This window comes from Dyella sp. Tek66A03, from assembly GCF_052567735.1.
This window is the reverse complement of record NZ_CP199584.1, coordinates 1,109,102-1,131,379: the sequence shown is the minus strand read 5'-3', so window position 1 is coordinate 1,131,379 and position 22,278 is coordinate 1,109,102. Positions and strand designations below refer to the sequence as shown.

Genomic DNA, 22,278 nt, shown 5'->3' with positions numbered 1-22,278 from the left:
GGCGTCACACCAGTTTCAACACGTCTTCGAAGCGGTTCAACGCCTCGTCGACGATCTCGTCGGTGTCGGCGAGGCTGGTATAGATCCGGCTGCCGGCGAGCGTGATCAAACCATGCGCGGTATAGGCCGCGCCCATTTCTTCCATCATGTGCTTGCGACGCTTGGCTTCATCCTTCAGCCGCACCAGCTTGAGCAGGCTGCTGGTGTCCAGCAACATCACGCCGGAAGTCTGCAGGTGCACGATCGAGCCCATGTTGTACGCCACAAAGGGCAGCCCCAGGCGCTCAATGATCTGGTCCAAGCCATGACGCAGGCGATCGCCCGCGCGCCCGGCCTTCACCGCGGCATCGGTACGCTGGATTTCCTTCAGCGCGTAATATCCCGCGGCGCAGGACAGCGGATTGGCCGTCAGCGTGCCGCCGACGAACGCACGCTTGGCTGTGGTGCCGATGCCGCCCACCAACATCATCATGATGTCGCGCCGCCCGCCGATTCCGCCTGACATCGGGTAGCCACCGGTCAGGCATTTGCCGAGCACGGTGAGATCCGGCGTCACGCCGAAATAGGCCTGCGCACCGCCCAGGCCGGCACGAAATCCCGTCACGACTTCGTCGAAGATCAGCAAGGCACCGAACTCGTCGCACAGCCTGCGCAGCTGGGCGTTGAAGTCCTTGGGCACCGGCCGCGTACCGCTTTCGGGCCCGAACGGCTCGACGATCACCGCTGCGGTACCGCCACGCAGGCGGTTCCAACGCAGCTTGCGGCGGATCGCTTCCAGGTCGTTGGGCAGGCTTTCCTGCGTGTTCGCCGTGGCGCCACGCGGAATGCCCACCGCTTCCATGCGCCCCGTCTTGGGCAGGCGCATGCCATAGACCATCGAGTCGCTCCAGCCGTGATAACCACCGCCAATCTTGATCACGCGTTTGCGACCGGTATAGGCACGCGCCAGGCGGATGGCGCCCATGACCGCCTCGGTGCCCGATCCCGCCATGCGCAACATGTCGATGCCCGGCATCAGCTCGCAGACGAGCTCGGCCAACTTCACTTCGTATTCGTGCAGCAAACCGGTGGTGGGTCCGCAGTGCTCAAGCAGCTCGAATACTTTGGCGCGCACCGTCGGGTCATTGGAACCCAGCAGGGTCGGGCCGCCGGCTTGCAGGAAATCGATGTAGCGATTGCCATCCACATCCGTCATGTGCGCGCCGTTGGCGTCGGCAATGGCCAGCGGGAACGGCAGATTGAACGCGAGGTTGTGCTGCACGCCGCCGGGAATCACTTGCTTGGCCTGCTCGGCCAGGCGCCTGGAACCTTGGCAACGCTGCTCGAAGTAGTCCATCACCTTGGCCATGGCCTCGCGCCGGATCGGACGCATGGGCTGGTTGACCAAGGCATCGAAGCGGCGATACAGCGTATCGGTGTCCGGCCATTGCGAGATGGCGCTGCCCACAGGCGGCTCGATGGGAGCACGGGTGATATTCATGCGTGTAAGTCCTGGACCGGGTGATCGTCGAGAGTGGCGAGCAAATGCTGCAGCGCGAGGTTGGTGGATGCGCGCGCCGCAATGCGAGCGCGCAACTGCTCCTGCGCCAGCGCCTCGAGCGCGACAACGGCCTGCAGCGCTGCCTCGATGGATGCGCCGCAACAGATCGCACCGTGGGTGCGCAGCAGGTAGGCATTCACGTCCGGGCGCAGCGCGCGCCGCAGTTTGTTCGACAACCAGCTGGTGCCAGAAGGAGCGTAGCCAACTACAGGCACTTCCGCGCCCAACAGCACACGGCGCTGGTCATCAACCACTAAAGCCTTTCCGAGCAGCGTGCACGCACTGGCCGCCGGTTGATGTGTATGCACACTGGCACGGCAATCGCGCCGCGCGCGCAGCATTTGCGCATGCATGCCTGTTTCCACCGATGGCTTGCGATCGCCTTCCACCTTGCGCAGGTCGTCCAGGCGCAGCACGCATACATCCGTCGCCAGCATGCGCTGGTAATCGGTGGCCGACGGCGTGACCGCCATGTGTTCGTCATCGATGCGCAGCGCGAGATTGCCGCCGGTGGCGGCGAAGTAGCCACGGTCAGCCAGTTTCCTGCTGATCTCGACCACGCACTGGCGTTCGGCCTGGAATCTCATCGGGGCGCCTCCTTGTTGCGGTTGATACGGCGATACATCGGCGCGAGCCGCCGATGCAGTTCCTTGAAGGTGGCGAAGCTCTCGTCGTAGAGCCCGCGCATCGACTCGCGCGGTTCGAACTGCTGGCGATGGCGACACAGCGCTGGCACGTCAGCGTAGTTCAGCTCGCCCAGGGCCACACCGGCGATAAAGGCGGCACCCAGGGCATTCGCCTGGATCGGCGCCTGCGGCTGGCGCACCACCATGCCGGTAACGTCGGCGATCATCTGGCACCACACCGCCGACTGGCCGCCGCCGCCTACCACGGTCATGGCCGCGCCGCGTTGTCCGCGGATGAAACGCAGCATCGGCTCAAGCATCCAGCGCGTGTTCAATGCTACGCCTTCGAGGAAGGCGCGGATCACGTCCTCGCGTGTGTGCTCCAGTGACAGGTTGAACAAGCCAGCGCGCAGCGTCTTGTCGTCGACCGGCGTGCGCTCGCCAAACAGCCAGGGCGTATAGATCAAGCCGCGCGAACCCGGCGGCACGCGCTCGGCGATACGGTCGAGTATCTGATAGACGTCCGGGCGCATGTCGTCGCTCAACAACTCGTCGGGGTGGAACAGGATGCGGTCGCGCAGGAACGCCAGGTTGCCGCAGGCGGCCGACTGCATCGCCATGGCCAGATAGCGGTCTTTTTGCGCGCAAGGCAGCGAGGCCACGAACGAGCCCAGGTCGGTGCGCTTTTCTGGAATATGCGCGCCGAGCCAGGAAGACGTACCGAGATACAGGTGCAGCTCGCCGTCGCGTACGGTGCCCGCGCCAATCGCGGCCGCCGAATTATCGACCGCTCCGGCGATCACGCGTGTGCCTGGTGCCAGCCCCAATAGTGCGGCGACGGATGGCAGCAAGGTGCCGATCACGTCGGTCGAATGCACTATCTCGGGCAGCTTGTCGCCGCTCAGGCCGAGCGCCTTCAGCAGACCGGCGTCATAGCGCACCTTGGACAGGTCACGATTGTCCGTGGCCCAGGTGGTGAGCGCGGAGTCGTGGGTGGAACAAAAACGGCCAGTCAAGCGCAGATTCATGAAATCGAGCGCGTTGAGGAATTTGTGCGTGCGCTCGACCAGCGGCTGGTGATGATCGTGCAGCCACGCAAGATGCCCCGCCGAATCCTTGCCCGACAGCGACGGTGCGCCGCCCGTCAGGCGCAACCAGCGCGCCAGCTTGAGCGGACCGTAACCCTGGACGCTCAACAAGCCGCCACGCGCACGACGGCGAATGGCCTGTGCCCCGCGCATGTCGCACCAAAGCATCGCGCGCGCCAGTGCGCGTCCCTCGGCATCCACCGGCACCGTGCACTCGCCGAACGACGAGCAGCACACGGCCACCACCTGGCGGCGACGTCCGTTTTCCGGGGCCAGCAGTTCCCGGGCGGCGCCAAGGAAGGCCTCCCACCAGTCCTGCGGGTCCTGTTCCACGCCGCCGTCGCCAACCAGGTGCAACTCCACCGGACGAAACGCCCAGGCATGCACCACGCCATCCAATCCCACCAGGGCGCACTTGCAGCCCGAGGTACCCAGGTCGACAGCCAGCACCAGGCAGGGGGCGTGGGCAGACGCGGCGGCTGGTGTAGCGACAGGCATCGGGGGCTCGGCTCGAATAAGGTAGTTATCGCTATCGTATAGTTATGACTATAATTTCGACAATCCCCTCCCCCGGATGCCGATCGTGCCCTCCACATCGCCCCGCTCTCGCCGCACCAAGCTCCCCGCACCCGAGCTCGCGCCCAAGCTGCGCCCGGCGCAAACGCGCGCCGCCGAGACCTACGAGCATCTGTTGGCCGTCACCGCGCAAATCCTCACCGAAGTGGGCTTCGAGCGGCTCTCGACCAATATGGTTTGCGAGCGGGCGGGTTTGTCACCGCCGGCGCTGTATCGCTACTTCCCAAACAAGTACGCCCTGCTGCACGAGCTTGGCCGTCGCCTGATGGTGCAGCAGAACGCACTTATCGCCCGCTGGCTCACGCCGTCGGTGTTTCGTGGCAACGGCCTCGCGCTGGAACAGGCGCTAACCGGACTGCTGCTCGAGACCTACCGGGTCACGCAGGAGACCAAGGGCGGCATGTGGATCCTGCGCGCGCTGCGTGCCGTGCCCGCACTGCAGGATGTGCGGCTGGCATCGGCCCGCGAAGTCACCGCCCAGACCACGCAGCGCTTGAGCCGGGTATTCCCACACATCGATGTGGCGCAGCTTGAACTCATCAGCCGCGTCGCCGATGGCACGGCCTACGCCGCGCTGGAAATGCTGTTCGATGATCCCTCGCTGGATCCGCCCGCGGTCATGGCCATCGTGGCGGCCACCCTGACCAGCTACTTCGAGCGCCTGAGCGCAACAGCCGCCAGCAACAGGTGATGGGATAACCCACTGCCACCACGGTGAACGCGGCCAGGCATCACCACGCAGAAACAAAAACGGCGCCCAAGGGCGCCGTTTTCTTGATTCAGTTGCCGAATTGGTCGGGACGGCGGGATTCGAACCCACGACCCTCTGCCCCCCAGGCAGATGCGCTACCAGGCTGCGCTACGCCCCGACGATGCGGCAAGTCGACGAGTCTACCAGCTCAGCGGGTAGCACCGGAAGTCATTAAAGACGATTCGTACTCAGCGACGCAGCAAAGCAAGCACTTCTTCCAGTTCCATGCGCACCTGGCGCACGATCTGGTGGGAAATGCTCGACTCCATGCGTGCCTGCGGGCCTTCCAGACGGGCACGCGCACCGGTGATGGTGAAGCCTTCGTCGTAAAGAAGGCCACGGATCTGCCGGATCATCAGCACATCATGGCGCTGGTAATAACGACGGTTGCCGCGGCGCTTGACCGGATTGAGCGCGGGAAATTCCTGCTCCCAGTAGCGCAGCACGTGGGGCTTCACGCCGCACAGTTCGCTGACCTCACCGATGGTGAAGTAGCGCTTTGCCGGAATGGCCGGAAGTTCGGTGTTATTCCCTTGGTCCAGCATAGCCCTCGACTCGCACCTTGAGTTTCTGACCCGGTCGGAACGTCACCACGCGGCGTGCGGAAATGGGAATTTCCTCACCCGTCTTGGGATTACGCCCCGGTCGCTGGTTCTTCTGTCGCAGGTCGAAATTGCCGAAACCGGACAGCTTGACCTGCTCACCCTTTTCCAACGCCTCGCGGACCACCTCGAAATAGGCGTCCACGAATTCTTTTGCCTCACGCTTGTTGAGGCCCACTTCGAGAAAAAGGCGCTCTGCCATCTCCGCTTTGGTCAGCGCCATTTCACCCTCGCAATCTTGCCTTGCATGCCATCTCCAACGCAGCGACCGCTTCACGTACATAACGGTCCGCGTCGTCGTCAGTAAGCGTGCGTGAATCGTCCTGCAAAATCAAGCCCATAGCGAGACTCTTTCGGCCTGCTTCGACCCCCTTGCCGCTGTAACGGTCGAACAGGCGCAGCTCTTTGAGTTGCCCGCCCAGGGTGGCCCGGATGACCTGCTCAATCTGTGACCAGCTGACCGCCTCCGGCAGGTCCATGGCGATATCGCGGCGAACCGAGGGGAAGCGAGGCACCGGCTTTGTCTCGGGCAGGCGACGCGCCAGCACGGGATCCAGCGCCAGCTCCAGCACGTGGACATCGGCACCGAGGTCCAAGGCCTTGGCCAGCTGGGGATGCAGCGCACCCAGGTAACCGGCCGTCACGCCATCACGGGTCACCCGCGCGCCACGCCCCGGATGCAGCCAGCCGGGCAAGCCATCGGCATGGACGGCCCAGCGCTGCGGCTCACCGCCCCAGGCGATCAGGGCATCGAGGTCGCCTTTGAGGTCATGGAAGTCCAACGTGCGAGCAGCTTCGCCCCATTGCTCGGCGTGGGCCGTACCGCAGGCCACGATGGCCAAGGACGGGGTTTCCGTCGGCGCCTCTTTACTGGCAGCCGCTGCCGGCGTGATCTGGAAGGTGCGGCCCAGTTCGAACAGGCGCACACGTTCCTGCTGGCGCGCACGATTGTGCGACAACGCCTCGATCAAGCCTGGCAGCAGCGAGGGACGCATCACCGCCAGGTCGGCCGACAGCGGATTAGCTAGCGCCACCAACTGCTCGGTCATGCCCCAGCGCTGTAGCAGGTCGTTGCCGACGAAGGCGAGATTGACCGCCTCGTAGTAACCGCGCGCAGCCAGCTGCTCGCGTACGGCCAATTCGTTGAGGCGACCCTCCGGCTCAGCCGCCAGCGTCAGCGCACCGGCAGGCGTATGGGTGGGGATATTGTCGTAGCCGTGGATGCGGGCGACCTCTTCGATCAGGTCTTCCTCGCGCTCGATGTCGAAGCGACTGCTCGGCGCGGTGACCTGCCAGCCGTCCGCCTGCGACACCACCTGCATGCCGAGCGCGGTGAAAATGCGCGCCACTTCGGCATCAGCCACCTCGATACCCAGCACGCGCTTGAGGCGCGCGCGACGCAACACCACGGTGGCAGGCTTGGGGAGGTCAGCGAGGTTTTCCGCCACCAGCACGGGGCCCGCCTTGCCGCCTGCGATGGACAGCAATAGTTCGGTAGCGCGCTCAAGTGCACGACGCGGCAAGGCCGGATCGACACCACGCTCGAAGCGATGCGAGGCATCCGTATGCATGCCGAGCTTGCGCGCACGGCCCATGATCGCTGCGGGAGCGAAGTGCGCCGCTTCGAAGAAAATGTTGTGCGTGTCGTCGGTGACGCGCGAATCGAAGCCGCCCATCACACCAGCGACGGCCAAACCGTTCTGCTCGTCGGCGATCACTACGAAGCCTTCATCGAGCTTTGCTTCGGAACCGTCAAGCAACTTCAGCGTTTCGCCTGCCCGCGCGTGGCGCACCACGATGTCGCCGTGCAGCTTGTCGTTGTCGAAGGCATGCAGCGGCTGCCCAAGCTCCAGCATCACATAGTTGGTGACGTCGACCACGGCGCTGATCGGGCGCAGTCCCGCACGACGCAAACGTTCGGCCAGCCACAGCGGCGTGCGCGCCTTCGGATCGATGCCTTCGACGACGCGACCGAGATAACGCGGCGCATCGGCGCCGGCTTCAAGACGGATGCCACGGCGCCCGTCGCTGCTTACCGGTGCCGCCGCCTGCTCGCCAACCTTCACGTGACTGCCGAACAAGGCTGCCACATCGTGCGCAAGGCCAAACAGGCCCAGACAATCCGGACGGTTCGGCGTGAGCTTCAGTTCGAAGCTGGCATCGGGCAAGCCCAGATAGGCAGCAAGCGGCCGGCCTACAGGCGCGTCGGCAGGCAGTTCCAGCAAGCCCGAAGCGTCGGCATCGATGCCCAGCTCCTTGGCCGAACACAGCATGCCGAACGACTCCACGCCACGCAGCTTGGCCGCCTTGATGGCGATACCGCCGGGCAAAGTCGCGCCCACTGTAGCGAGCGGCACCTTGAGGCCTACGCGTGCGTTCGGCGCGCCACAGACGATCTGCAACGGCTCGCCCTGCCCCACACTCACCTTGCACACCTGCAGGCGATCGGCTTCCGGATGCTTTTCCGCACCAATGATTTCAGCGACCACCACACCGTCCAGGCCATCGCCCAGTGGCGTGAGTTCTTCCACTTCCAGCCCGGCCATGGTCAGCGCGTGAGCCAGTACCGCGCGGTCCGCCTGGATTTCGACCAGTTCGCGCAGCCAGTTCTCGGAGAATTTCATGCGTATCGATTCCTGCCGCGACTAAGAGCCTGTTTATGGTCTCCATGTAGCCCGCGCCGGAAGCTGTTTGCGCGCAGGCCAAGGAAGAACGAGGGCGTGTACGTCCGTACACAACCGAGTGATGACGCCGGCCTGGGGGCAAACAGATCCGGCCCGAAGGGTTGAGTCGGTGTGCCCACCAGGAAACGGCTCGCGGCTCGACCTGACAGCCAGTCAGGCGCTTCGCCACGCGCCATTCCCTGGCGGGCACACCGACTCAACGCGGACTGCATGGAGACCATAAACAGGCTCTCAGGCGAACTGCTTGAGGAAGCGCAGATCGTTCTCGAAGAACGCGCGCAGATCGGAAACACCGTAGCGCAGCATGGCAAAGCGCTCCACGCCCAGGCCGAAAGCGAAGCCGGTGTAACGTTCCGGATCGATGCCGCAGTTGCTCAGCACATTCGGATGCACCATGCCGCAACCCAGCACCTCGAGCCAGCGCGTGCTGCCGTCTTCGGCATCCCAACGGATGTCCACTTCGGCCGAAGGTTCGGTGAAGGGGAAGTAGCTGGGGCGAAAGCGCATCTCGAAGTCACGCTCGAAGAACGCGCGAATGAATTCCGCCAGCGTGCCCTTCAAGTCGGCGAAGCTGGATGTCTCGTCGACCAGCAAGCCTTCAATCTGATGGAACATCGGCGAATGGGTCTGATCCGAATCGCTGCGGTAGACCTTGCCCGGCGCGATGATGCGGATCGGCGGCTGGCGTCCCTGCATCGAACGCACCTGCACCGGCGAGGTATGCGTGCGCAGCAAACGGCCGTCGCCAAAATAGAAGGTGTCGTGCATGGCGCGCGCCGGATGATGCGGCGGGAAATTCAGCGCCTCGAAGTTGTGCCAGTCGTCCTCGATCTCGGGACCGTCGGCACGCTGGTAACCCAGGCGCGAGAAGATCGCGGAGATGCGCTCAAGCGCGCGCGTGATCGGATGGATACCACCGCGCTCGCCATTGCGGCCGGGCAGCGTGATATCCAGTGTTTCCGATGCAAGGCGACGATCCAGCTCGGCCTGCTCCAGCACCTGCTTGCGTGCGGCCAGTGCGTCGGCGAGGCGATCCTTGACGCGATTGACCTCGGCGCCACGCGCCTTGCGCTCATCGGGTGCCAAGGCGCCGAGCGCCTTCAGGGCAGCGGTCACAATGCCGCTCTTGCCAAGCAGGCTCACACGCAGCGCATCGAGCGCTTCCAGCGTGTCGGCCTTGTCGATATCGGCCAGCGCCTGTGCGACGCGGCTATCCAGATCGTCCATAAGATGCGCTTCTCGCTACTTTCCCTCTCCCTTTTGGGGAGCGGGCAGGGTGAGAGGTCACTCTTGCGTTGCCGCCTGTTCGAAGCGCGCTTCGATTGAGGATCGAGGCAAGTCTTGTCCCCTCACCTCGGTCCTCTCCCCGGAGGGGAGAGGAGGCGAACGCCGTGAGCACCATCCAAACAAAAACGGGGAGGAGGCTGATGGCCTCCTCCCCGCTTGATCACATCATATCGTCGGTGCGCAGAGCGCTAGACGATCAAGCGGCCAGACTGGCCTTCGCCTTCTCTGCGATCGCACCAAATGCCTTGATGTCGTGCACGGCGATGTCAGCCAGGACCTTGCGGTCGACCGTGATGCCGGCCTTGGCCATGCCATTGATCAGACGGCTGTACGACAGACCGAACTGACGGGCAGCGGCATTGATACGCACGATCCACAGGGCGCGGAACTGACGCTTGCGCTGCTTGCGGCCGATGTAGGCGTACTGACCAGCCTTGATGACGGCCTGGTTGGCAACGCGGAAGACCTTGCGACGGGCATTGTAGTAACCCTTCGCACGGCCAATGATCTTCTTGTGACGACGACGGGCGGTAACGCCACGCTTAACACGAGCCATGGTTCAGTCCTCCGCCTTAGAGATACGGCAACATGCGTGCAACACTCTTGGTGTCGCAAGCTTTGACGTGGTTGGTCGCACGCAGACCGCGCTTACGCTTGGTCGACTTCTTGGTCAGGATGTGCGACTTGAAGGCGTGACCCGCCTTGAACTTGCCCGATGCGGTCTTGCGAAAACGCTTCGCTGCCGCCCGGTTGGTCTTGATCTTGGGCATCGGAATGCTCCTTGAGTGGGGATTGAGACCCCGGTTTCTGACTGATCTGGCGGCAACCCAGAAGGCTGCTCTTTCCGTCCTGCCACGATCGGTTCACGACCCGTCCGTATGGGTCGAACCGGCGATTATACGGAGGAAGTGTGGCCAATGCCAGCCTTTCACTCCCTCTCCCCTCCGGGGAGAGGGTTGGGGTGAGGGGCCGGGCTGGCCTCAGTCCTGGATTGGGCGAAAACACGGGTAGTAAGGCTCTCGCGAGCACCCGCCCCTCACCTCGGTCCTCTCCCCGAAGGGGAGAGGAAGAAAAAAGCGGCCTCTGAGGCCGCCTTTTCGCTTACTGCTTCTTCTTCGGGCCGATCATCATGACCATCTGACGACCTTCCAGGCGCGGGAAGGACTCCACCACGCCATTCTCGCCCACGTCTTCCTGGATCTTCTTGGCCAGGTTCTGGCCCAGGTCCTGGTGGGACATTTCGCGACCGCGGAAGCGGATGGTGACCTTGACCTTGTCGCCTTCCTCGAGGAAGCGAAGCATGTTGCGCAGCTTGATCTGGTAGTCGCCCACGTCCGTGACCGGACGGAACTTCACTTCCTTGATTTCAACCTGCTTTTGCTTCTTCTTGGCCGCCTGAGCCTTCTTCTGGGCTTCGAACTTGAACTTGCCGTAATCCATGATGCGGCAGACCGGTGGGTCGCCGTTCGGCTGGATCTCGACCAGATCCATCCCCGCTTCCTGGGCCAGTGCCAGCGCCTCATCACGGGTGAGAATGCCGAGCTGTTCCGCATCGGCGCCGATCACGCGTACGCGAGGAACGCGAATTTCGTGGTTACGGCGATTGCCCTTAGTGTCGGTGGTAGCGATACCACAATCCTCCAGAAGAGTTCTTAAAAGTGCCGCCCCGCGCGCTTAGCGGCGGGATTCGGCTTCCAGGCGTTCGATAAACGTGGCCAGCGGCATGCTGCCGAGGTCCTCGCCCGAACGCGTACGCACGGAAACAGCCCCTGATTCCTTCTCGCGATCTCCGACCACTAGCAGGTAAGGGACTTTTTGCATCGTATGTTCGCGGATTTTATAGCCGACCTTCTCATTGCGCAAATCGGCCTGTACGCGGAAACCTTTATCGACAAGGGTTTGCGTAACCTCGCGGACATAGTCGGCCTGCGCGTCCGTAATGCTGAACACGGCGGCCTGGATCGGGGCCAGCCAAGGCGGGAGCAGCCCAGCGTGGTGCTCGATCAGGATGCCGATGAAGCGCTCCATCGAGCCAACGATGGCACGATGCAACATCACAGGATGACGGCGCTGTGAATTTTCGTCAACGTAATCCGCACCGAGGCGCTCGGGCATCATGAAATCCACCTGCATGGTGCCGACCTGCCAGGCGCGACCAATCGAGTCCTTGAGGTGGTACTCGATCTTGGGCGCATAGAACGCGCCCTCCCCTGGGAGCTCTTCCCACTCAACGCCAGCCGCACGCAGCGCACGCCGCAGCATGTCCTCCGTGCGATCCCAGAACTCGTCGGAACCGATGCGCTTTTCGGGCCGCAGCGCAAGCTTGACCGCGATATCGGTAAATTCGAAGTCGGAGTAGACCTTCATGGCCTGCAAGTGGAAGGCGGTGACTTCAGCCTCGACCTGCTCCGGCGTGCAGAAGATGTGACCATCGTCCTGGGTGAAGGCACGCACGCGCATGATGCCGTGCAACGCGCCCGAAGGCTCGTTGCGATGGCAGGCGCCAAATTCGCCGTAGCGAATCGGCAGCTCTCGGTAGCTGTGCAGGTCGGTGTTGAAGATCTGCACGTGACCCGGGCAATTCATCGGCTTCAGCGCGTATGTATGCTTCTCCGACTCGGTGAAGAACATGTTCTCCTGGTAGTTGTCCCAGTGACCGGACTTCTTCCACAGCGACACGTCCAGCACCTGCGGGCAACGCACTTCCTGATAGCCGCTCTGGCGATACACGCGGCGCATGTACTGCTCCACCTGCTGCCAGATCGCCCAACCGTTGGGGTGCCAGAACACCATGCCCGGGCCCTCTTCCTGCTGATGGAACAGGTCGAGCGCCTTGCCGATCTTGCGATGGTCGCGCTTCTCGGCCTCTTCCAACTGATGCAGGTGGGCCTTGAGGTCCTTGTCGTTGAGCCAGGCAGTACCGTAGATGCGCGTGAGCATCGCGTTGTTGGAATCGCCGCGCCAATAGGCACCAGCCACCTTCATCAGCTTGAACGCGCGCAGCTTGCCGGTGTTCGGCACGTGCGGGCCACGGCACAGGTCGGTGAACTCGCCCTGGGTGTAGAGCGAGAGCTCCTCATTGGCCGGAATGCTTTCGATGATCTCAGCCTTGTATTCCTCGCCAAGACCACGGAAGTACGTCACTGCGTCATCGCGCGTCTTCACGCTGCGCGTTACGGGCAGGCCTTCCTTGACGATCTTTTCCATCTCCGCCTCGATCTTCACCAGATCGTCGGGCGTAAACGGGCGCTCATAGGCGAAGTCGTAGAAGAAGCCGTTGTCGATCACCGGGCCGATGGTGACCTGCGCGCCGGGATACAAGCGCTGCACGGCCTGCGCCAGCAGATGCGCCGTGGAGTGGCGCAAGATCTCCAGCGCCTCCGGGCTCTTCTCGGTGACGATCTCGAGGCTGGCGTCGTGGTCGATGGGGAAACTGGCATCGACCAGCTTGCCATCGACCTTGCCGGCCAGCGTGGCCTTGGCCAGGCCGGCACCGATGGACGCAGCGACATCCTGCACCGTCACCGGATGTTCAAAAGGGCGTTTGCTGCCGTCGGGTAGCGTGATCTCAATCATGTCAGTACCTGATACGCACGCCCACAAAGCGTGCTCTTAGTTACACGCGTACATGCGAAGCGTGCTTTTTGTGAATAGTCCAGCCAAGGATGGCCGGTCTTTACTTTGCTCGCCCGGTTGGCGGCCATGAATAAAACCCAAAAATAAAGGGCGCCACGCGCCCTTCCTGAGTACAAGGCGTGGCGTGGTCAGCGTTGGAAGTTCGTAGTTGCCATGTCGCACACTCGGCCGGCGTGATGAGCGCGGGCCACCTTGTCTCTGTGGTTTGCTGATAGAACGCTAGTTTAGCCCACTATGCGCTGTCAATTCAGTAGGGCCGCGCAAGCCGCGGCGATAGAATGCGCCGATCATTCCGAAGGGTATTCGGATGCGCATCTCGTCACCGGCACGGCCGGATTCATTGGCGCCGCCCTGGCTGGGCGCCTGCTGGCACGCGGCGACGAGGTCTATGGCATCGACAACCACAACGATTACTACGATCCGAAGCTAAAAGACGCGCGTCTCGCGCGCTTTGCCCAACACCCGAATGACACCCATCGGCGCGCCGACCTGGCGGACGCGGATGCCATAAACGACGCCTTTGCGGCCTTTCGCCCGCAGCGTGTGGTGAACCCCGCCGCCCAGGCTGGCGTGCGCTATTCGCTGAAAAGCCCCCAAGCCTACGTGCAGAGCAACCCGATGACGCTAAGGAGGCGGCGAGCTCCTCAAAACGGCTTGGCAATCACCAGGAAAATCACGCCTAGCAGCAGGAATACCGGCAGTTCGTTCATGACGCGCAGCGTCTTGGACGACGGTAGCGCACCGCCCTGCTCACTGCGCTTGAGCAGGCGGCCGGTCCAGATGAAATAGCCCAGCAGCAGAACAATCAGGCCCAGCTTGGCATCGATCCAATGCAGCGATGCCGTTACGTTCGGCAGCACGCCTGGAAACACTCGCCAACCCAGCCAAAGGGTCAGGCCAAATATTGCCGCCAGCCCAAACATGTTGTGCCCGAAGCGGTACAACCGACGCCCCATCAACACCAACCGTGCCCGCACCGCCGGCTCGTCGCCGGCCTCGGCGATATTCACCAGGATGCGCGGCAGGTAAAACACCGTGGCCATCCAGGCAATGACGAACAACACATGGAAGGTCTTGATCCACTGATACGTCATGCACGGCTCCTTCGGCAGAAATAAAAACAGCGCGAACCCTAAGGCCGCGCCGTTTCGTCGGAGCCAATCATAGGGGTCAGAGTACGATCCTTCTTGAAGTGTACCCTGCCCCTGTTTCGCTAGGTCACTGGCTGGGAGTCGCTATGGTCAGTTCCACGCGGCGATTCTGCGCCTTGCCCTCCGCCGTATCGTTGGAAGCCACCGGATTTTCTTCGCCGAAGCCGTGAGCCGAGACCATGTCCGGTCGGACGCCCTGCGAGATCATGAACTGCATTACGTTGTCAGCCCGTTTTTGCGACAGGATGAGATTGGTCGAGACACCCTGACTCGCCAGTTGCGCACCTATCGGCGTGCTATCCGTGTAGCCGTTCACGTTGATCTTGTTTTTCTGATGAGGCGCCAGGACCGAGGCTATCTTGGCAATGCTCGTCTTGGCCTGGGCCGACATTTCCCAACCGCCCGAGGGGAACAGCAACTGGCTGTTGACCGAAACCTTGATCGCGTTTTGCATCCGCGTGATATGCACGTCGCGGGAATTGATCTCGGTGCCCATGGTCTGGTTCAGTTGCTGGTACTGCGCCTCGAGCTCAGCATTCCTTTGCTGTGATTCATCGTATTTCTGCTGCGACACGCAGCCCGCCATAAGCAGAGCTGCACCTAATACGCACACTGTCGAAAGTTTCGTCATTGGGCTTCCCCTCTCACCGAGAAGTTGTGCGGTTGCGATCTTGGCCCCTGAAGAAAATTGCCGTTTGTGACAAGGATCTTCGCCGACACTTTGTGAACAAAACAAAAAGAAATTGCGGGGGGGAGAGGGAGGGGGGTGGATATTCGGTGATCCTTGCCACCGGCTCCAGGGGCTTGATTTGTGCGTCCCCGCAAAACGCAAACAAAAAGAGGAACCCTCTCGGATTCCTCTCTTAGCCCCATTCGATCAATGGGTTACGAATTGGTGGGCGGTACAAGGATCGAACTTGTGACCCCTACCATGTCAAGGTAGTGCTCTACCGCTGAGCTAACCGCCCGGTTCTCGAACGGCGTACCGTGCGAGCCGCGCAGTATACGTGAGCGAAATCACCTCGACAACCACCCCGCAAAACGGCATCTCAGCGCAGGGCGCGCTCCCGCAAGTGGTGGATCTGGTCGCGCAGCCGGGCCGCATCCTCGAACTCCAGGTTCTCGGCGTGCTTGTACATCTGCGCCTCCAGTTTCTTGATCATGACCGAGGCCTGGTCGGCGCTGAGCGCGGCGTAGTCGGCGCCCTGCTCGGCCACCGCGCGGCGCTCGCCACGACTGCCACGACCACGGCTGGCACCCTCGCTGCGGGCGCCCTCCATGATGTCGGAGATGCGGCGCACCACCGATTGCGGCGTGATGCCGTGCGTTTCGTTATAAGCCTGCTGCTTCTCGCGGCGACGGGCGGTCTCTTCCATCGCCGCGTTCATCGAGCGGGTGATCACATCGGCGTAGAGGATGGCCTTGCCGCGCAAATTGCGCGCCGCGCGGCCGATGGTCTGGATCAATGATCCGGTAGAGCGCAGGAAACCCTCTTTGTCGGCGTCGAGTATCGCCACCAGCGAAACCTCGGGCATGTCCAGGCCTTCGCGCAGCAGGTTGATGCCCACCAGCACGTCGAATTCGCCCAGTCGCAGGTCGCGGATGATCTCCACGCGCTCCACCGTTTCGATATCCGAATGCAGGTAGCGCACCTTGACGCCATGCTCGCCGAGGTACTCGGTGAGATTCTCGGCCATGCGCTTGGTCAGCGTCGTCACCAGCACGCGGTCGCCCATGGCCACGCGCTTGTGCACCTCGCCGAGCAGGTCGTCGACCTGGGTTCGTACGGGACGCACCTCCACTTCCGGATCGATCAGACCGGTCGGGCGCACCACCAGCTCGACGATGGCGTCCTGTGATTTCTGCAATTCGTACTCGCGCGGCGTGGCCGAAACATAGATGGAGCGTGGCGCGCGCTGCTCCCATTCCTCGAAGCGCAACGGGCGGTTGTCCATAGCCGAAGGCAGGCGGAAGCCGAACTCGACCAGGGTCTCCTTGCGCGAACGGTCGCCCTTGTACATGGCGCCCAGCTGCGGAATGGTGACGTGGGATTCGTCCACCACCAGCAACGCGTCGGCCGGCAGGTAGTCGAACAGGGTCGGCGGTGGCTCGCCAGCGCTACGCCGCGTCAGATGGCGCGAGTAGTTCTCGATGCCCTGGCAGTAGCCGACCTCGGCCATCATCTCCAGGTCGAAGCGCGTGCGCTGATCGAGGCGCTGCGCCTCCACCAGCTTATTGTCCTTGTACAGCTGCTCCAACCGCTCTTTCAGCTCGACCTTGATGGTCTCGACCGCGTTGAGCACGCTCTCGCGCGTGCTCGCGTAATGCGTACGCGGGTACACCGTGTAGCGCGGCACCTTGCGGATGGTTTCGCCCGTCAGCGGATCGAACAGCGACATGTTTTCCACTTCGCCGTCGAACAACTCAATGCGCAGCGCCTCGGTTTCCGATTCAGCCGGAAACACATCGATCACCTCACCCCGCACACGATAGGTGCCGCGGCGTAATTCCAGTTCGTTGCGCGTGTATTGCAGCTCGGTAAGCTGGCGAATCAATGCACGCTGATCGATGTGCTCACCGCGCGCCAGGATCAAGCGCAGCGACAGATAGTCTTCCGGGTCGCCCAGGCCGTAGATGGCTGATACCGTCGCAACGATCAACGAATCCTTACGCGACAACAGCGCTTTCGTCGCCGCCAGTCGCATCTGCTCGATATGCTCGTTGATCGAGGCATCCTTCTCGATGAAGGTATCCGATGCCACCACGTAAGCTTCTGGCTGATAGTAGTCGTAATAGCTGACGAAATATTCCACCGCATTGTGCGGGAAGAATTCCTTGAACTCGCCATACAACTGCGCTGCCAGCGTCTTGTTCGGCGCGAGCACGATGGTGGGCCGCTGTACCTTCTCAATCACCTTGGCGATCGTGAAGGTCTTGCCCGAGCCGGTGACACCCAGCAGCGTCTGCGACGCGAGACCCGCCTCGAAGCCCTCGGCCAGTGAACGGATAGCCGCGGGTTGATCGCCCGATGGCTTGTAAGGGGATACGAGTTCAAAGCGGTCAGTCATGGCGGTCTACATGAGGTCGCAGGGGGACATTTTAAATTGCCCCTACTGACAGGGCTTGTCAGCAGGCAATGACGCCAGGATCGCCATGGCGATGACTGCAACCGCCCTACGGGCTTGCGTAGCCTATTCCACCCGGCAGCCCAGGAAGCGGCGTCCCATGAATCAGCATCGGCTGCCCGCCTACCGGCACCAGGGAGGATTCACGCTCTTCGAGCAAATCCTGGCCGGCATGATCACGATCACGCTGGCCTGCATGGCCGCGCCCGCCATGGCCCATCTACTGAGTCGGAGCCGCCTGCAAGCAGCACAGCTGGACCTGGTCTCGGCCCTGCATCACACGCGGGCGCTGGCGGCAACCACGGGGCGCCGCACCATGCTCTGCCCTACTCGCGACGGCCAGCGATGCGTCAGTGATCAGCATTGGGAGGGTGGCTGGCTCATCGGCCACTACCGCACAGGTCAATCCGACCTGCTGCATGGCAAGCCATTGCTCACGGGGCCTAGCCACGAGCAAGTCACCATCCTCAGCACGGCCGGGCGCCCTCGCGTGCGCTTCCAGAGCGACGGCAGTGCCGAAGGAAGTACGGTCACGTTCACACTTTGCCTGCGTGGCCGCGCTGACGGCGCGCTCAGCGTCGCCGTCTCAAATTCAGGTCGAATCAGAAACGCTGAGGTCAAGCCGGATAATGTCCGCGACTGCGCCAAAGCCGGCTAGACACTGCTGCCGCGCTGCGCAAACACCAAAAAACAAGGCCCTGCATCGCTGCAAGGCCTCGTCGAATATGGCGCCGAAGCTGGACTAACAAAGCCAGTCATTTAGCCATTCTTCAGGCAACGATTGAATTGTTACTCCCAAAGTTACTCACAACACGAGTGAGTACCCTCGGCTCTAGAATTGCGCTTGCTCAAGAGTCGCCATGGACTCTCTAGCTTTCACGCTTGGAGATCGGGTCATGCACGAACCGGATCACATCGAAATCCCGTTCGAACTGCGTTCGCTCAATGCCGAACAGGTCGGCGAGCTTCTTGGATATAGCAAGACCTATGTCCGCGATCACCTAGTCTGTAAGCCTGGATTCCCAAAGAGGGTAGACAGTAACGGGCATCCTCGCTGGCTGGCCAGGGACATCATTGAGTGGCGAGAGGCCGTCCAGGCGAGCCGATCAAATCGGGGACGTAGACGCGGTTCGACGCGAAAATGACGCACAGTCGGAAAGCCGGCAACAAGGGGAATCTTATGAAGCAGCTCAAAGCGCTCGCTACGATGGCTGCAACAGCAGTGGGCCCGCTCGTGCTGGCGGCCTGTGTATCCACGCCTCCTGTGACTGTCCGAGAGCGCATACCAGCAGGAAGCGACGTCGCCGTCATCATGTTCCGTGACTGCACAATCGCGGGACAGGAAGACTGCGATGGATCAGGTCTAACTGCCGGCTCGATTTTCGCCCGTATCATCGCTCAGCAACCCGGCATGAAGGCTGCACCGCTAGACCGCCCAGTTACGCCCAAGATTCAGCTCAGCGACGATCAGGCAGTGACCTACGCCAAAGCTAAGGGATTCGCATATGTGGTCAACGGCGATGTGGAGGACTATTACCGAGTAGCCCCCATGACCTTCCGAGCTGAGCGAGCTGGCGTCTCCGTACGCGTGCTCCGTACCTCAGATGGCCAGGTCATGGCGTTCTTCAGTAACCGAACTCATTCGGCCACCAACCTGACAACGCCAGACGATCTCATCGAAGACATGGCCAAACATGTGGCGGAATCCATGCGCTGACACCATTGATATTCATTGTTCTCAATGACGTTCGGTTTGCGGGTTCCGGTGGCTGACCACCATTCCGGCTGCGCCTTAACACGGTGCTGGTGTAGCCAGCCTGCAGCGCGCTGTTGACTCCTGCCGATCGGTAGGTGGTGATTCGTGCTGGGTTCATGCCCCCACCAAATTGAGGCGTAAAATTCCGGTTAAAAGCTGGAGGGCGCGCCATGTGGATCTGCATCTGCTGCGGGGTGCGGCTTTCTGAAAAAGACGTCCGACCCGGCGTGGACGATTTCGGACTGCACTTCATCTGTCCAGAATGCGGCCGCCGGAACCGGCTCCGCCTAGTTGGCGGAGGGGACGATGATCATCCAGTCCGGTGGGAGCAGGTCGATCCGATGGAGTGACATCACCGCGCATCTCTGACGCCATCGAGACTCACCCATGGCTCACCTCCCTGCGCTAGGTGGACGGATCCGGGGCCGAGGAACTGGCCGGCTTCAGTGGTGGCCAGCACTCCCCATAGATCACCAGCGCGTCTTCTCGGTCGATCTTGAGGCTATCAGCGGATAGCCAGCCCTGTTCGCCCGCGTAGGAAAATTCCCCCGGCACACCCTAGCTGTCCGCTCGGATTTATCGCACTTGATCGCACTTTGCGATTCAAGCAGCCTACCATCGCTACTCATCACTACTTTAGCCGTCAGGACGCCCCTGCCCGTGATCTATCTCGATCTACTTTAGATAGCCCCCGGCCTCGCCCTTTCAGGCATGCCCTATCCCAGCGACTTCCAGCTTGGGGCTACTGTTGGGCCCCACTCCCATATTCGGGTAGATCTGGGCAATAGCTGCGGCTACGGTCTGTGCGCGGGTGTGGACCGTCTTCATGGCATCGACCCACTGTTCTAGCTGGCGGCTGTACTGATGCGCATGGTTGATCATGTCGTACAGTTTGATGGCCCTCTGGGGATCTTCGCGAATCAGCCCCACATGATCTGCTTCGCCCAAGGAAAGGAAGGTCATCGCCTGGCCTCGAAAGCCAGCCCAGAACAGCGAGTCGAAGTCTGCGCACGCCTTGGGGACATGCTGGGCAGCAATCAGCGGCAAGAATCCAGTCCCGCCATCCCCTACCGCTAATGACGCCAGAGGTGAAACGGGCGCGTCATCTTTAGCGGCGATGTCGATCATGTCTAGGAGCGGTGACGCTTTACGTGAGCCAGTCATGTGCTCTCCTTACGCCAACATCGCGCCAGCGGCCAAAGCATCGACGGCTGTCGAGCCAAGCACCGAACCACCCGTCGCCATAGCCGCTGCGCCGGCCCCAGCCGCGCCCGCACCCCACAGACCCGCAGTAGTGCCTGCGTTATAGAGACCGAGTGCCCCTAGCCCCGTACCAAGCGCATTGCCGAGCTGGTTCTAGTAGACCGGTTGCGTGTTGGCCGTGCTATTGCCGTGCTACAGCGAATTGGCAAGATTCATGTAATTGGTGAGGTTGTTCAATGGCAGGTTCTGGTTGTAGCTCCACTGGTTCATTGCCGCATTGATCTGATTTTGCGATTGCCCCTGAAGGGCTTGGCCGGCAGCCCCGAGTTGGTCCAGGTTCTGCAAGTTCGCTTGGTTGAGCCCTGGGGACAGGAGCGCGGACTGCGCCTGCAACTGGCGCTCGTTCGCGTAATTGCCGCCATAGATCTAGGTGGCCAGCTGGTTCATCTGGTCATTCTGGACCGGGATGGACGATTCCAGATTGCGGCCCGATCCAGCGAACTCCGAGCCAACCTGATTTTGTACCGCGTTCGCTGCGTTCTGGAACGTGGAATTAAGGTATGGGTTAGCGTTGAGGTAAGCGCCGTTGGCAGCGTTAGTGTCGTAATTCATCGCCGCATTAAGCGACGGATTGCCGTTAACGCCAAGCTGCTGGCTCTCCGTCAGATACTGGTTTTGCAGTGGAGACAGATCAGCCACTTGTTGGCCCGGGTAGTACTTGGCACCGCCTTGGTTATACAGGTTCTGCGCTTGCCCGATGCCGAATTCATTCGCGCTTGTGAGCCACGCAGGAAGCTGGGTCTATGTGGTCTAGGTTACGTTGGAAGGACCGCCGCCGCCGCTCATGATGTCTACCTCTGCCTTGTGGAATTGGGGCCGTGCATGACCCGGCACGGCGACGGGAGAGGACTACGCAAGGCAGTACGCCCCTCTACTTACCTTGTCGTTCTCGTGGTGTGTTTCCGTCCAGACGCGTCTCGTCTGTCAGTCGAAATGCTCAAAGCTCATGCTATAGAACTCCCCGTTGTGATCCACCCAACCTTTCGATAGAAGGCGCTCCAATCGCTTCGAACATGCCGAAAATACAGAAAGATACGCAGCCCATAGCTTGTCCGTCATGACGCCTTCAACGGCATTCCGTTCGTGATTCAAACCACAGGGATAGCGTGCCCAAGACTCAAGCCCGTCTTCCAGGGACGCCACCGTCGGCCCGTATCTCCTTTTGTAGGGAACGAAGGAACTAGCCTCCCATAGCTTTGAGAGCGCATGAGTCCTGATCTTTCTTGAGATCTGTCCATCAGCAATCAGGGCTGGATCTTCATAGATCAAGAAAGCCTTCAGAATGTTCTCGATGGAAAAGCCAGCCAATAGAAAGACGCCTCGATTGGCTTCATAGCGCGAGCGAGCATTCCCATGCCTATCAGTGAAATGAATGACCACTCCTCTACTCTTCTGTAGCGTCCGCGCTTGGGCGTTGAGAGCCTTTGCGACCTCGTACCAGGATGGCGGAGCTGCATCCATATCGAACTTCTGTATCGACGTAGGCTTCAAGCTTCCATTCCTAAGAATAATATTCAGATTTCGGCTGTAATTCTAACAAGCTGGCCAACCGAACAGCAGCGTTCATTCTTGCGCCGCGATGAACCTCCTCGCAGCTGTTCTAAGCCATTCGCGCAGCATGACTTCGTACTCCTTCGTCAATTGACGATATCGTGCCGCCCTGATGCAAATCTCCTTGGCTCGAACGTCTTGGGCAATTGCAGCTTTCCCACAAAGTATGCGCTGCATCGCGTCAGTCAAAGCCTCCTCTGAAAACCCACTGGGTTTCGAAGCCAAACCGAACCGTTTTACGGTCGGCCAGTACCGACGTACATCGCCCGTGGCATACAGCAACAGGATCGCCTCCAGCGGACCCTCCAGTTTGGCGAAGCTGAGCGCGGCCAAGGCATCGTAGTTGGGGCGGTGCTGAGGAATGGCCACCACCACTGTAGACCGATGCCACTCATGCTGCCTGCGGACGTGACGTGCCTTCCCTGCCCTGGCCGCCTGCTCAACCACACGCCCACGCCTAGCGATCGCTAAGCGTTCGCTTGGGTCGATCTCGTATCCGGACGCTTGTGCACTGCTAGCGTGCTCGATGTCGGCAAACCAGGCCTGCCCTGTACCCAGAGCCTTAGCCAGGATTCGCGCAGCACGTTCGACAACGTCGGAGTGGTAAATGGCCTGCCCGCCATCTGCCATATCAGCTCAGCC

General features: G+C 61.5%; 22 protein-coding genes, 2 tRNA genes and 1 pseudogene. 4 read left to right on the top strand and 21 right to left on the bottom strand.

Going from position 1 to position 22,278, the window contains the following annotated elements; translation table 11 throughout:
- Positions 1–4: 4 nt before the first annotated feature.
- From ACT01B_RS04995 to ACT01B_RS04985, 3 genes are read right to left on the bottom strand one after another with little or no spacing between them, the layout of a single operon-like run.
- Complete coding sequence (locus tag ACT01B_RS04995) at positions 5–1,480, bottom strand: aspartate aminotransferase family protein (RefSeq protein ID WP_445146275.1); 1,476 nt, start codon at positions 1,478–1,480, stop codon at positions 5–7.
- A complete protein-coding gene (locus ACT01B_RS04990; protein WP_445146274.1) occupies positions 1,477–2,127 on the bottom strand; it encodes a class II aldolase/adducin family protein in 651 nt (216 codons plus the stop codon). Before ACT01B_RS04990 ends, ACT01B_RS04995 begins: the two co-directional genes overlap by 4 nt.
- Complete coding sequence (locus ACT01B_RS04985) at positions 2,124–3,752, bottom strand: xylulokinase (RefSeq protein ID WP_445146273.1); 1,629 nt, start codon at positions 3,750–3,752, stop codon at positions 2,124–2,126. The genes ACT01B_RS04990 and ACT01B_RS04985 overlap by 4 nt, the downstream gene beginning before the upstream one ends.
- An 85-nt stretch (positions 3,753–3,837) precedes the next feature.
- Here ACT01B_RS04985 and ACT01B_RS04980 point away from each other — a divergent pair, with 85 nt between their 5' ends.
- Positions 3,838–4,521 (top strand): TetR/AcrR family transcriptional regulator, encoded by a 684-nt coding sequence (locus ACT01B_RS04980; RefSeq protein ID WP_445146272.1) that lies wholly within the window; start codon positions 3,838–3,840, stop codon positions 4,519–4,521.
- A 101-nt stretch (positions 4,522–4,622) separates the two neighbouring features.
- Here ACT01B_RS04980 and ACT01B_RS04975 read toward each other — a convergent pair.
- The 9 genes from ACT01B_RS04975 to thrS all read right to left on the bottom strand — a co-directional run bounded on the left by ACT01B_RS04975 (position 4,623) and on the right by thrS (position 12,730).
- Positions 4,623–4,699: transfer RNA gene (locus ACT01B_RS04975), tRNA-Pro, on the bottom strand.
- Positions 4,700–4,769: 70 nt separating this feature from the next.
- Positions 4,770–5,126: a MerR family transcriptional regulator gene (locus tag ACT01B_RS04970; protein ID WP_019467383.1), complete on the bottom strand. Its 357-nt coding sequence runs from the start codon at positions 5,124–5,126 to the stop codon at positions 4,770–4,772.
- A complete protein-coding gene (gene ihfA / locus ACT01B_RS04965; protein WP_019467382.1) occupies positions 5,107–5,406 on the bottom strand; it encodes an integration host factor subunit alpha in 300 nt (99 codons plus the stop codon). Before ihfA ends, ACT01B_RS04970 begins: the two co-directional genes overlap by 20 nt.
- A 1-nt stretch (position 5,407) precedes the next feature.
- Entirely contained in the window at positions 5,408–7,807 is a 2,400-nt protein-coding gene (gene pheT / locus ACT01B_RS04960) for a phenylalanine--tRNA ligase subunit beta (RefSeq protein ID WP_445146271.1), read from the bottom strand.
- Positions 7,808–8,098: 291 nt separating this feature from the next.
- On the bottom strand, positions 8,099–9,094 hold the full coding sequence (pheS, locus tag ACT01B_RS04955) for a phenylalanine--tRNA ligase subunit alpha (RefSeq protein ID WP_445146270.1): 996 nt from the start codon (positions 9,092–9,094) through the stop codon (positions 8,099–8,101).
- Positions 9,095–9,350: 256 nt separating this feature from the next.
- Positions 9,351–9,710: a 50S ribosomal protein L20 gene (rplT, locus tag ACT01B_RS04950; protein ID WP_131409389.1), complete on the bottom strand. Its 360-nt coding sequence runs from the start codon at positions 9,708–9,710 to the stop codon at positions 9,351–9,353.
- A 16-nt stretch (positions 9,711–9,726) separates the two neighbouring features.
- On the bottom strand, positions 9,727–9,924 hold the full coding sequence (gene rpmI, locus ACT01B_RS04945) for a 50S ribosomal protein L35 (RefSeq protein WP_017463631.1): 198 nt from the start codon (positions 9,922–9,924) through the stop codon (positions 9,727–9,729).
- Positions 9,925–10,255: 331 nt separating this feature from the next.
- Positions 10,256–10,783: a translation initiation factor IF-3 gene (gene infC / locus ACT01B_RS04940; protein ID WP_323134909.1), complete on the bottom strand. Its 528-nt coding sequence runs from the start codon at positions 10,781–10,783 to the stop codon at positions 10,256–10,258.
- A 45-nt stretch (positions 10,784–10,828) separates the two neighbouring features.
- Positions 10,829–12,730, bottom strand: coding sequence for a threonine--tRNA ligase (gene thrS / locus ACT01B_RS04935; RefSeq protein ID WP_445146269.1), 1,902 nt, complete (start codon positions 12,728–12,730; stop codon positions 10,829–10,831).
- A 333-nt stretch (positions 12,731–13,063) separates the two neighbouring features.
- Between thrS and ACT01B_RS04930 the strand changes: the two are divergent.
- Positions 13,064–13,405, top strand: a pseudogene (locus tag ACT01B_RS04930) (GDP-mannose 4,6-dehydratase); the annotation flags it as partial.
- 29 nt (positions 13,406–13,434) lie between these two features.
- Here ACT01B_RS04930 and ACT01B_RS04925 read toward each other — a convergent pair.
- From ACT01B_RS04925 to uvrB, 4 genes are all read right to left on the bottom strand, one after another.
- Positions 13,435–13,884 carry a CopD family protein gene (locus ACT01B_RS04925; RefSeq protein ID WP_445146268.1) on the bottom strand — a complete coding sequence of 150 codons (450 nt, stop codon included), beginning with the start codon at positions 13,882–13,884 and terminating at the stop codon, positions 13,435–13,437.
- 124 nt (positions 13,885–14,008) lie between these two features.
- Entirely contained in the window at positions 14,009–14,572 is a 564-nt protein-coding gene (locus tag ACT01B_RS04920) for an OmpA/MotB family protein (RefSeq protein ID WP_445146267.1), read from the bottom strand.
- A gap of 262 nt (positions 14,573–14,834) precedes the next feature.
- Positions 14,835–14,909 (bottom strand) — tRNA-Val (locus ACT01B_RS04915).
- Positions 14,910–14,990: 81 nt separating this feature from the next.
- A complete protein-coding gene (uvrB, locus tag ACT01B_RS04910) occupies positions 14,991–17,009 on the bottom strand; it encodes an excinuclease ABC subunit UvrB (protein WP_445146266.1) in 2,019 nt (672 codons plus the stop codon).
- 157 nt (positions 17,010–17,166) lie between these two features.
- Here uvrB and ACT01B_RS04905 point away from each other — a divergent pair, with 157 nt between their 5' ends.
- Both ACT01B_RS04905 and ACT01B_RS04900 read left to right on the top strand, forming a co-directional pair.
- A complete protein-coding gene (locus tag ACT01B_RS04905) occupies positions 17,167–17,724 on the top strand; it encodes a GspH/FimT family pseudopilin (protein WP_445146265.1) in 558 nt (185 codons plus the stop codon).
- A 522-nt stretch (positions 17,725–18,246) separates the two neighbouring features.
- Entirely contained in the window at positions 18,247–18,783 is a 537-nt protein-coding gene (locus ACT01B_RS04900) for a hypothetical protein (RefSeq protein WP_445146264.1), read from the top strand.
- Positions 18,784–19,527: 744 nt separating this feature from the next.
- On the opposite strand, the gene ACT01B_RS04895 is transcribed toward ACT01B_RS04900, so the two are convergent.
- From ACT01B_RS04895 to ACT01B_RS04875, 5 genes are all read right to left on the bottom strand, one after another.
- Positions 19,528–19,986, bottom strand: a complete 459-nt coding sequence (locus tag ACT01B_RS04895; RefSeq protein WP_445146263.1) for a hypothetical protein — start codon at positions 19,984–19,986, stop codon at positions 19,528–19,530.
- Between the two features lie 231 nt (positions 19,987–20,217).
- Positions 20,218–20,418 (bottom strand): hypothetical protein, encoded by a 201-nt coding sequence (locus ACT01B_RS04890; RefSeq protein ID WP_445146262.1) that lies wholly within the window; start codon positions 20,416–20,418, stop codon positions 20,218–20,220.
- 33 nt (positions 20,419–20,451) lie between these two features.
- A complete protein-coding gene (locus ACT01B_RS04885) occupies positions 20,452–20,724 on the bottom strand; it encodes a hypothetical protein (protein WP_445146261.1) in 273 nt (90 codons plus the stop codon).
- Positions 20,725–21,009: 285 nt separating this feature from the next.
- A complete protein-coding gene (locus tag ACT01B_RS04880; RefSeq protein ID WP_445146260.1) occupies positions 21,010–21,576 on the bottom strand; it encodes a hypothetical protein in 567 nt (188 codons plus the stop codon).
- A gap of 72 nt (positions 21,577–21,648) precedes the next feature.
- Positions 21,649–22,266 carry a hypothetical protein gene (locus ACT01B_RS04875; protein ID WP_445146259.1) on the bottom strand — a complete coding sequence of 206 codons (618 nt, stop codon included), beginning with the start codon at positions 22,264–22,266 and terminating at the stop codon, positions 21,649–21,651.
- Positions 22,267–22,278: the final 12 nt, after the last annotated feature.